This is a genomic window from Sphingopyxis sp. MC1 (genome assembly GCF_000371385.1).
Classification (GTDB): domain Bacteria; phylum Pseudomonadota; class Alphaproteobacteria; order Sphingomonadales; family Sphingomonadaceae; genus Sphingopyxis; species Sphingopyxis terrae.
Genome location: NZ_AOUN01000022.1, coordinates 198,861 through 208,300, shown reverse-complemented (window position 1 = coordinate 208,300; position 9,440 = coordinate 198,861). Strand labels below are relative to the sequence as shown.

Below are 9,440 nucleotides of genomic sequence, written 5' to 3'. Positions count from 1 at the left end.
GAAGGCCGGGATCTCTACCTAACGGAATAGCGCACCGGCGAGATCCCGGCCTTCGCCGGGATGACGATGGAAGAAAGGTCGGCCGACGTCCGCAATCGGTCGATAGCAGCCCATCCACTGCCGCGCGCCCTGGTTACGCAATCAGTTCCGCAGGCGGTCGATCGCCTGCGCCAGCGCCACGTAAAGCTTGCCGATGTCCGACGACAGCAGCGTCACGCTGATCGCCGATCCGTCGCGCGCGCCGATCAACAGGCGCAGCATCGCCTCGAAGTCATGGATGAACTGATTGACCGCTGCGTGGAAACCATCGTCATTCTGGTAGAGGCGCAGAATTTCCTTGGTTTCGCTGTTGTCGAGCAGCTTCACCGCGCGCCGCGCGAAGATGCCGCGATCCCCCTTCAGATAGGCGTCCCACGCGGCGTCGCTGACCTCACTCGACATCACCTTGGTAATGTCGATCGCGCTCGATTTGAGCGCTTCGGTGAGGATGCCGACCTGCTTTGCGAGCGAGTCGCGATCCGATGCGGCAATGGCCTGCTCGGCTTCGGCGACGCGCTGTTCGACGCTGGCGCTGGTGTCCATGATCGTGATGAGCTGGCGCATGAGCCGATCGGCGGCGCCATTCGCCGCTTCCACCGCGCGCTGCGAGGCATCCTCGACCGCCTTGAGCTGCGCCGCCACTTCGGTCTTGAACGCCGCGTCGATGGCCTCGGTCGCGGTCGCCTGCATCGCATCGCGGGCATTCCCGACCAGTCGCTCGAGCGTCTGCCGCGCTTCGTCGGCTGCGGACTCGGCGGTTGAGCGAACTTCGGCAAGCGTCGCGATCATCCGCGCCCCGCCTTGGTCGGCGAAATCGTCCGCCCCGGCCCGCAGCCGGGCCAGGGCCGCATCGGCGTCGGCAAGCGCTGCGTTGACCCGATCGGTCAGCGCCTGTTGGCTTTCGCCATGCTCGGCCATCTTGGCTTCATTCGCCTGCAACGTCGATTTGACTGCGTTGACGTGTGACAAGGTCGATTGCGCGACAAGTTCGGAGGCTTCGAGCAGCGGCTTGATCTGCCCGAGCGCACCTTGGGTCGCCTTGCCGTGCGAGGCCATGCGGTCGAGCGCATGGGGCAGCGTTTCGTCGAGTTCGCGCGTCACCGCATCGAGCGCGAGCAACAGCGACTCGGCGTGGGTGATCAGCTGATGCGCCGAATTATTCCCCGTCTGCACATCGGCGATGAAGGCGCCGAGTTGTGCCTTGGTATCGTCGATCGCCCGGCCGATGACGCCGGTGCTGGCCGATACGCTGACATCGAGCACCTCGAGCTGCTGCCGCGTTTCGGTGACATGCGCCGTAATCCGCGCCGCTAGTTCCTCGCTCGCCGTGCCATGCGCCGCGAGCTGGTCGCCAAGCGCGGTGCCGGCTGCTTCTGCCGACGCAAGGCGTGCATCCATCTGGTCTGCGGCGGCATCGACCCGGTCGCGATATTGTTGCCAGGTGGTGTCGAGCCGCGCGCCCAGATTGTCGACCGTCGTCTGCAGCGTATCGCGGATCGAAGCCGAGGATTGGGTGATTTGCGCCAGCGCGACGCCATGCGCGTCGGTGACTTGCGACGCCGCGGCAATCAGCCCCGATTCGGTTTCCTGCGTCTGCTGTTGCAGCGCGCCGAGCGCTTCGTGGAGGCCCGCTGCGGCGGCTTCGCCGGTGCGCGCGGCCTTGGCCGCCTCTTCGCCGAGTTCGGCGAGCTTGGCTTCAAGATTCGCGCCCTGCTGATGTGCGACGAGCCCCGCTTCGCGGAAATTGACCGCGAGCCGCTGCGCCACATCGTCGATGCGCGGCAGCCCGGCGAGCAGGCCGTCCATGCGCTGCATCGCGACATCGCCCGATCGCGCGAGCTGGTCGTGGGCGTTGGCGATGACCGACGCATTGGTTGCGAGCTTGTCGCTGCTGTCGTTGAGCCGGAGCACGGCATCGACGCCCAGCTGCTGAACATTGCGCGCCTGTTCCGAAAGCTGACGCTGAGCCTCGCCGAGTTTCTCGCCAAGCAACGCCATTGATTGCGCAAGCGCATCATTTTCATGGCGCAGCGCCGCGGCGAGGCGGGCAAAGCGCGCCTGTTCGGACCGGCTCGACCGCAGCAACGCCATCCAGAGCAGAGTCAGCAAAACGAGCGGCGTCGACAGGGTCGCGACAAGCGCCGGCCATTCATCGGGCGCGACCGGACGCGCGAAACCCTTCGTCGCGGTAAACAGAGCGAACAGGCACCAGCCGAGGCCGATGATTACCAGCAGCGTCGGCAGCAGCCGGTCGCGCCACGCGCCGCTCTGCGGATCGGGCATATCGTCGTCATCGGTCGCGAGCGGCGTCATATCGAGCCATTCGCGCTCGACCGGAGCCTCGGCTTCGAGGGCGGGCGCGGCTTCGCTTGCCGGTGCATCGGTCTGCGCCGGCATATCATTCTCCGGGTTTGCCGCGGACTCCCGCCACAGACCGACGATTTTCTTTTCCCCCGTCATCGGGCCATCTTAGCATCAAATGCCCACCATGAAACGGAAACTTAACCATGGGCTGTCAAGGCTGTGGAATGTCGTTCGACAGCGGCCCTCTCGATCGCTTTCTCTCTTCGGCCATCGGCGACGATGCGGCGATGGCCATGGATCTGCGCGCCGTTTTTGCCGACAGCGCCCGCGAGCTTGCCGACCTGATGCGCCGGTCGCGCTGCGATGCCAACTGGCATATGGCGGCGCTGCGGCTCAAGAGCCTGGCCGCGACCTTCGGCGTCATCTCGCTGATCGAGCTAGCGGAAGGCGCGATGGCCGGGGTCCCGGGCGATCCGGCAGTGCTGCGCGATATCAACGCCGCCATCGACGCCATCGGCTGACCCGGTTTCGGGTTCAAACGCCGTTCAGGCGGCAATCTCCATTGGAAATATCGACCGTGCTCGTCTTGCCTTGGCAACGCGACGGGGCTAGCCGCGTTGCTGAACGTGGCCGGACCTGTTCGTGCGGGAAACCGGCGGCCGATACAAAGGAGAGATTTCGATGTTCAAGCGTTTCCGCCAGACGTCCGCAACCGCCGTTGCCGCCGTCCTCGGCTGCGCCCTGATTGTCGCCGCGCCCGCCGCCGCGAAGGAAAAGCCGAAAAAGGAAGAAGAGGAGAAGGGCGCGCAGCTCAAGCCCAGCAAGGAATTCAGCCCTGCGCTCAAGAAGCTGACCGAGGCGGCGAAGGCAAAGGACATGGCGGCCCTCGAAGCCGCATTGGCCGAAGGGCAGGCGAGCGCAACGAGCCCCGACGACAAATATCTCGTATCCTTCTACGAACTTCAGCTCGGCATCGGCAAGAGCGACAAGGCGATCCAGGGCAAGGCGCTCGACGGGATGCTTGAATCGGGCCTGACGCCGCCGGAAAGCCTGGCCGCCTATAATTTCTTCTCGGGCAATTTCGCCTATGGCGACAAGGATTATGCGAAGGCCGTCAAGCGTCTGGAAGCCGCAAAGGCCGCCGGTTCGACCGAGCAGGGACTGCCGGTGCTGCTGATGGACAGCTATCTCAAGCTGAACCAGGTCGATCAGGGGCTTGCTGTTGCGAAGGAAGCAATCGCTGCTGCGCGTGCCGCGGGCCGTGTGCCGTCGGAAGAACTTTATGTTCGCCCGGCAAGTGCCTTGCAGGCGGCGAAGCGCAACAGCGAACTGCTCGATATGCTGGCGATGCGCCTGCAGGACTATCCGCAGCCGGTGATCTGGCGGAACACGCTCTTCATCCTGCTGCAGCAGGAAGCGAGCGACAAGGTCATGAACCTCGACACGTTCCGCCTGATGCGCGCAACCAAGTCGATGACGCAGCGTCCCGAATATCTTGAATATGCCGCGCTGGCGACCGAGGCAGGCTATCCGAATGAAGCAGTGGCCGTGATCAAGGAAGGCCAGGCTGCGAACGTCATCCAGACGTCCGACGAGCGTTTCAACACGATCCTCGAATCGCAGGAACCGCGCGCCAAGGCCGACGCCGTCGCGCTCAAGGGCGACGCGGCCAAGCCTGCAACCGCAGCGAACCCGAAGCTGGCGCGCCAGACCGCCGACGGCCTTGTCGGCATCGGCGACTATGCGACCGCGATCTCGCTGTATGAAAAGGCGGCTGCCGGCGGCGACCCGCTTGCGCAATATCGCCTCGGCGTCGCGCAGGCTCTCGCTGGGCAGAAGGATGCGGCGATCGCCAGCTTCGCGAAGGTGCAGGGTGACCGGGCACGTCTCGCGAATCTGTGGACCATCCACCTGTCGGCAAAAGCGCCCGCTGCAGCCGCAGCAGCGGCTCCCGCCACCGCACCGGCGAACTGATCGGACATAAAAAGGGGCGCCCTCCCGCAAGGAGGGCGCCCCTTTTTGTGCGCGCCGCGATTATGGCTCGACCGGGATCCCGGCGAGTTGTTTGGCGGTGCGAATCGTAAGCGACGTCTTCACGCTCGTGACATTCGGTGCCGATGTGAGATGCGCCGTCAGGAACGACTGAAAGCTCTGCAAGTCGCGCGCGACGACCTTCAGCAGAAAGTCGATTTCACCGTTGAGCATGTAACATTCGCGCACCTCGGCCAGCCCGCCGACATAATCCTCGAACGCCTTGAGGTCGGATTCGGCCTGACTGCGCAGGCTGACCATCGCGAAGACGGTGATTCCATAACCCAGCTTCGCGGCGTCGAGATCGGCATGATAGGATCGTATCACGCCCGACTCCTCCAGTGCGCGGACGCGGCGCAGGCACGGGGGAGCCGTCAGCCCCACCTGCTGTGCCAATTCCACATTGGTTATGCGCCCGTTTTTCTGCAGCTCGTTGAGGATCTGCAAATCAATTTGATCGAACTTCTGGCTTGCCATCATTGAAACATCCGCTTTCCCCGATTGCCCTCACCATAATATTATTTCAGGCGATTGCAATTGTCCCACAATGTGACGTGGCGCCCTTACCCTCTTTCGTGAGCGATTGATTCACGCTAGCCGCTAAGCTTCCGCTAACCAACAAAACGGGAATGGGCTGGCTTCGCGTGACCGCTGACTCGATGATCGCGACCATCTTGCGGCAAGCGCCGGCGGACCGCCGTGCGAGCATCGCCGCGTGGCGCCAGCTCACCGATATTCTGGCGCAGCGCGGCAATCAACTGGATACGACCGATATACGTCGCGCCTTCCACGCGCTCGCGGTGCTGCGCCGCGATGTGCCTGAAAAGGTGCGGCGCGATTGCGCCGTTGCGGTGGCCCGCCACGGGCGCTTTGCGCCGCTGGTCGCTTTTTACGCGAATGACGTTCCGGCCGTCTCCGCGACGATGCTACGCCGCGCGCGGCTGGCGGAGGCGGACTGGTTGGCGATGCTGCCGACGACCGCCGCCACCGCGCGCTCGATCCTCGCCGGGCGCAGCGATTTGCCCGTGAGCGTGCGCCGCGCACTGGACAGTTTGGGAGCGGGATCGGTCGCGCTGCCGCAACCCGCGATCGCGGCGGCCGACGCTTCGGCAGCGGATATCGTCGACGAGGCGCCTGCTAGCCAGATCAGCGAACTGGTACGGCGGATTGACAAATATCAGTCGTCGCGCAGCAAGCCCGCTCCGGCAAGGCCGCGCACGAGCTTCCTGTTCGAAACCGGACCCGACGGCGTGATCCGCTGGGTCGACGGAATAACCCGCGGCGCGGCGATCGGTCTGTCGATCGCCGAGAGCGCCTTGGGCGGCGAGCCAGGGACCGATGGCGCCGCAGTTGGCGCGTTTCGCCAGCGTGCCGAAATCGTCAACGCCCGTATGATCCTTGAGGGGTCGGCAGCTGACGCCGGCGAATGGCGCTTTTCGGCATTGCCCTGGTTCGATCCCGCGACCGGCCAGTTTTGCGGCTATCGCGGCACCGCTCGGCGGCCGCAGCACAATGAATTGCCTTATGGCCGCCCGGAATCGAGCGATTCGGGCGACTCTATCCGGCAGTTGATCCATGAACTGCGCAGCCCGCTCAATGCGATCTCGGGCTTTGCCCAGATTATTTCGGGACAGATGTTCGGTCCGGTCAGCGGCGCCTATCGCAAGATGGCCGATTCGATCATCGCCGACGCGGGCGCGGTTCAGGACATCATCGACGATCTGGAAGTCGCGGCGCGTTCGACGGGCACCGTCGAAGCCCGGCCGACCGACGAGGTCGCCGACCTTGCGACGGTGATGGCGCAGATCGAAGGCGACCTGGCGCCGCTGCTCGCCGACCAGCGGATCGACCTCAGCATTTCGCGCGTCGGCGGCCCCTTTCTGGCTCATGCCGACGATGCCAATTCGCGGCGGATGGTTGGTCGGCTGCTCACCGCACTCGTCGATATTTGCGAAGCCGGTACGACGCTTGTCGGGCAGCTGGTTGCGGAGGCCGGTCCCGATGACATGCTGCAACTGCGCATCGTGCGTCCCGCCGCGATCCGCTACGCATCGGCGGCAGATCTGCTCGATCCGGGCTTCAGCCCCGAAGGCGAGGCGCCCGGCGCCGCGATCCTCAGCCTCGGCTTTTCGTTGCGACTGGTTGACAGCCTGGCGCGCGGCGCCGGGGGACGACTCGATATCGGTCATAATGCCTTGACCTTGTATCTTCCCTCGGCCAACCCAAGGGCCGACACCGAACTAGGTGCCCAACACGGCGAATAGCCGAACCGCATCGGGGCGGGGTAAAGGGGAATAAGGTGGGTTCTGCGGCCAATATTCAGGCCTATCCTCCGGAATCCGGTCAAATTGCACTCAAGGACGGTGAGGCGCCGCGCTTTTGGGTGACGATCGATACCGAGGAAGATTTTGACTGGAACGGACCATTTTCGCGGACCGATTTCCGGCTCGATTCGGTCCCCGCGCTGTCCGCCTGCCAATCCTATTTCGAACGGGCCGGGGTGCGTCCCATCTATCTCGTCGACTGGCCGATCGTGCAGGACGACCGGGCGGTCGCCATTCTAGCACCGGCGCTGGCGTCAGGCCGCTGCGACATCGGCGCCCAACTCCATCCCTGGGTAACGCCGCCGTTCGACGAGGCGGTGAACGATCGCAACAGTTACACCGGCAATCTCCCCGAAACATTGCAGCGCGCCAAGATGCAGACGCTCCGCGATGGCATCCGCGACCGGTTCGGCACCGCGCCGCTCGCCTATCGTGCGGGGCGTTACGGGCTGGGACGCAGCAGCGCCGCGATGCTCGCCGATCTCGGCTTTCGGCTCGACACCTCGGTCCGGTCGGGCTTCGACTATCGTCCCGGCCATGGTCCCGACTATCGCTGCGCGCCGCTGCGGCCCTGGTGGGTGGGGCAGGGGAGCGATGCCATTCTGGAAGTCCCCGTCACAACCGTCTTCGGGGGGGCGCTCGGCCGTCTCGGTCCGCCGGTCTATCACCGGGTGGCGCGCGATGGCCTGCGCGCCGGCGCCGCGCTCGCGCGCCTGGGGCTCGTCGAACGCATCGCGCTGACGCCCGAAGGAATTCCCGCCGACAAGGCGTGCCGCGCGATCGACATCGCGATCGAGCAAAGCCTGCCCATCCTCAACTTTTCGTTTCACTCGCCCTCGCTGCAACCGGGAAACACGCCCTATGTGCGCAGCGACGCGGACTTGGACCTCTTCTACCGCTGGTGGGACGTGGTGCTCGACCATCTGGCGCGGCGCAGCATCGCCGCAATCGATACCGACGGCATATTGGCAATGGCGACGCGCTCGGCTATCGCCCGCTGATCCCTCTCGGGGGCCTGTAGCTCAATGGTTAGAGCTGGCCGCTCATAACGGCTAGGTTGCGGGTTCGAGTCCTGCCGGGCCCACCATTTCCCTTGCAAATTGCAACCGGTCGCTGTCCATTGGGCCGAGTTGAAAGGGAGAGGGACATGGCAAGCAAGAAGACGATCCTGCTCGGCGGGCTGGCGGTCATCGTGGCGGTCGGGGCTGTCGTGGGCGTGCGAACCGCGACCTTTGCGCCCAAGGACATCGCCGACGGCAGCGACGTGACGCTCGCGCCCGCGCCTACGTACGACCTGCAGGCCGCCGTTCGGCACCTGAGCGAAGCGGCCCAGATTCCGACCATCTCGCATCAGGATGCCGCCGACAACGACGGGGCGCAGTGGGACCGGCTGCACGGCTGGCTCGCGGCGAGCTATCCGGCGGCCCATGCGGCGATGACCCGCACCATCCTGCCGAACAAGACGTTGATCTACCAATGGCAGGGCAGCGATCCCGCCGCGGCGCCGATCATCGTCATGGCGCATCAGGATGTCGTGCCAGTGACCCCGGGGACCGAGAAGGACTGGAAATATCCGCCCTTCGCCGGGACGATTGCCGATAACGCGGTATGGGGCCGCGGCACCGTCGACGACAAGGGATCGCTCGTCGGCCTGTTCGAGGCGATCGAGGCGCTGGCAGTGCAGGGTTTCAAGCCGAAGCGCAGCATCTACCTCGTCTCCGGCCACGACGAGGAAGCGGGTGGATCGGGTGCGATCGCCGCCGCCGCACAGCTCAAGGCGAAGGGCGTCAAGGCGATCTTCACTATCGATGAGGGCAGCATCGTGCTCACCGACACGCCGGTCATCAACGGCCCGGCCATCCTGATCGGCGTCGGTGAAAAGGGCTATGGCACGCTGAAGGTCACGGCCAATGCCCCCGGTGGGCATAGCTCGATGCCGCCGGCCGAAACCGGGGTCGAAACGCTGTCCAAGGCGATCCTCGACATCACCGGCGATCCTTTTCCGATGGAAGTGCGCGGCCCCGGCGCCTCGATGATCGAAGTGCTCGCCGCGAAGAAAGGCGGCGTTACCAAGATGGCGGTCGCCAACCAGTGGCTGTTCGGGCCGATACTCAAGCGCCAGCTCACCGGCTCGCCGTCGACCGCGGCGGCGTTTCACACCACGATCGCGCCGACGATGCTCGAGGGCAGCCCCAAGGAGAATGTGCTGCCGCAATCGGCCAATGCGCTCATCAACTATCGCATCGCGCCGTGGAACCGGTCGTCCGACATCATGGCGCGGGCGAAGGCCGCAGTGGGCGATGCCAAGGTCGATCTCGCCTGGGTCAAGCCGCCGCGCGAACCGTCGCGCATCTCTTCGTCAACGTCGCAGGGCTGGAAATGGATCGCTGCAGCGGCACGCGCCGACGCGCCCGAGGCGGTGCTCAGTCCGATGCTCGTCGTCGGCGGCACCGACAGCCGCAGCATGGAGGGCGTGTCCGAGGACGTCTATCGCTTCATGCCGATGCACTTCACGCTGAAGGAATCGGCAATGATCCACGGCACCAACGAGCATATGGCCGTCGACAGCTTCAAACGCATGATCGATTTCTATGCGCGGTTGATCGCGACGTCAGCGGGATAGACTTGCGCCCCAAGCCTGTCTAAAGGCGCCTCCACGGTCGGGGAGTAGCGCAGCCCGGTAGCGCGCCTGCTTTGGGAGCAGGATGTCGCAGGTTCGAATCCTGTCTCCCCGACCAATGC

At 65.0% G+C, this 9,440-nt stretch carries 7 protein-coding genes and 2 tRNA genes; 7 read left to right on the top strand and 2 right to left on the bottom strand.

From position 1 onward, the window contains the following. Window positions 1–141 precede the first annotated feature (141 nt). Window positions 142–2,436 carry an apolipoprotein A1/A4/E family protein gene (locus EBMC1_RS16965; protein WP_231292952.1) on the bottom strand — a complete coding sequence of 765 codons (2,295 nt, stop codon included), beginning with the start codon at window positions 2,434–2,436 and terminating at the stop codon, window positions 142–144. Window positions 2,437–2,567: 131 nt separating this feature from the next. Here EBMC1_RS16965 and EBMC1_RS16960 point away from each other — a divergent pair, with 131 nt between their 5' ends. Beyond that, on the top strand, window positions 2,568–2,864 hold the full coding sequence (locus EBMC1_RS16960) for a hypothetical protein (RefSeq protein ID WP_003051763.1): 297 nt from the start codon (window positions 2,568–2,570) through the stop codon (window positions 2,862–2,864). A 160-nt stretch (window positions 2,865–3,024) separates the two neighbouring features. Continuing rightward, window positions 3,025–4,317 carry a hypothetical protein gene (locus EBMC1_RS16955; protein WP_003051759.1) on the top strand — a complete coding sequence of 431 codons (1,293 nt, stop codon included), beginning with the start codon at window positions 3,025–3,027 and terminating at the stop codon, window positions 4,315–4,317. Between the two features lie 60 nt (window positions 4,318–4,377). Here EBMC1_RS16955 and EBMC1_RS16950 read toward each other — a convergent pair whose 3' ends face one another. Then, entirely contained in the window at window positions 4,378–4,851 is a 474-nt protein-coding gene (locus EBMC1_RS16950; RefSeq protein ID WP_003051752.1) for an Lrp/AsnC family transcriptional regulator, read from the bottom strand. A 152-nt stretch (window positions 4,852–5,003) separates the two neighbouring features. On the opposite strand from EBMC1_RS16950, the gene EBMC1_RS16945 reads away from it, so the two are divergent. From EBMC1_RS16945 to EBMC1_RS16925, 5 genes are all read left to right on the top strand, one after another. After that, window positions 5,004–6,638, top strand: coding sequence for a histidine kinase dimerization/phospho-acceptor domain-containing protein (locus tag EBMC1_RS16945; RefSeq protein WP_003051748.1), 1,635 nt, complete (start codon window positions 5,004–5,006; stop codon window positions 6,636–6,638). A gap of 119 nt (window positions 6,639–6,757) precedes the next feature. Next, window positions 6,758–7,699: a polysaccharide deacetylase family protein gene (locus EBMC1_RS16940; protein WP_231292951.1), complete on the top strand. Its 942-nt coding sequence runs from the start codon at window positions 6,758–6,760 to the stop codon at window positions 7,697–7,699. A 10-nt stretch (window positions 7,700–7,709) separates the two neighbouring features. Next, window positions 7,710–7,785, top strand: a tRNA-Ile gene (locus tag EBMC1_RS16935). A gap of 60 nt (window positions 7,786–7,845) precedes the next feature. Further along, window positions 7,846–9,321, top strand: coding sequence for a M20 family peptidase (locus EBMC1_RS16930; RefSeq protein ID WP_003051740.1), 1,476 nt, complete (start codon window positions 7,846–7,848; stop codon window positions 9,319–9,321). A gap of 38 nt (window positions 9,322–9,359) precedes the next feature. Next, a tRNA-Pro gene (locus tag EBMC1_RS16925) sits at window positions 9,360–9,436 on the top strand. The last annotated feature ends 4 nt before the right edge of the window (window positions 9,437–9,440 follow it).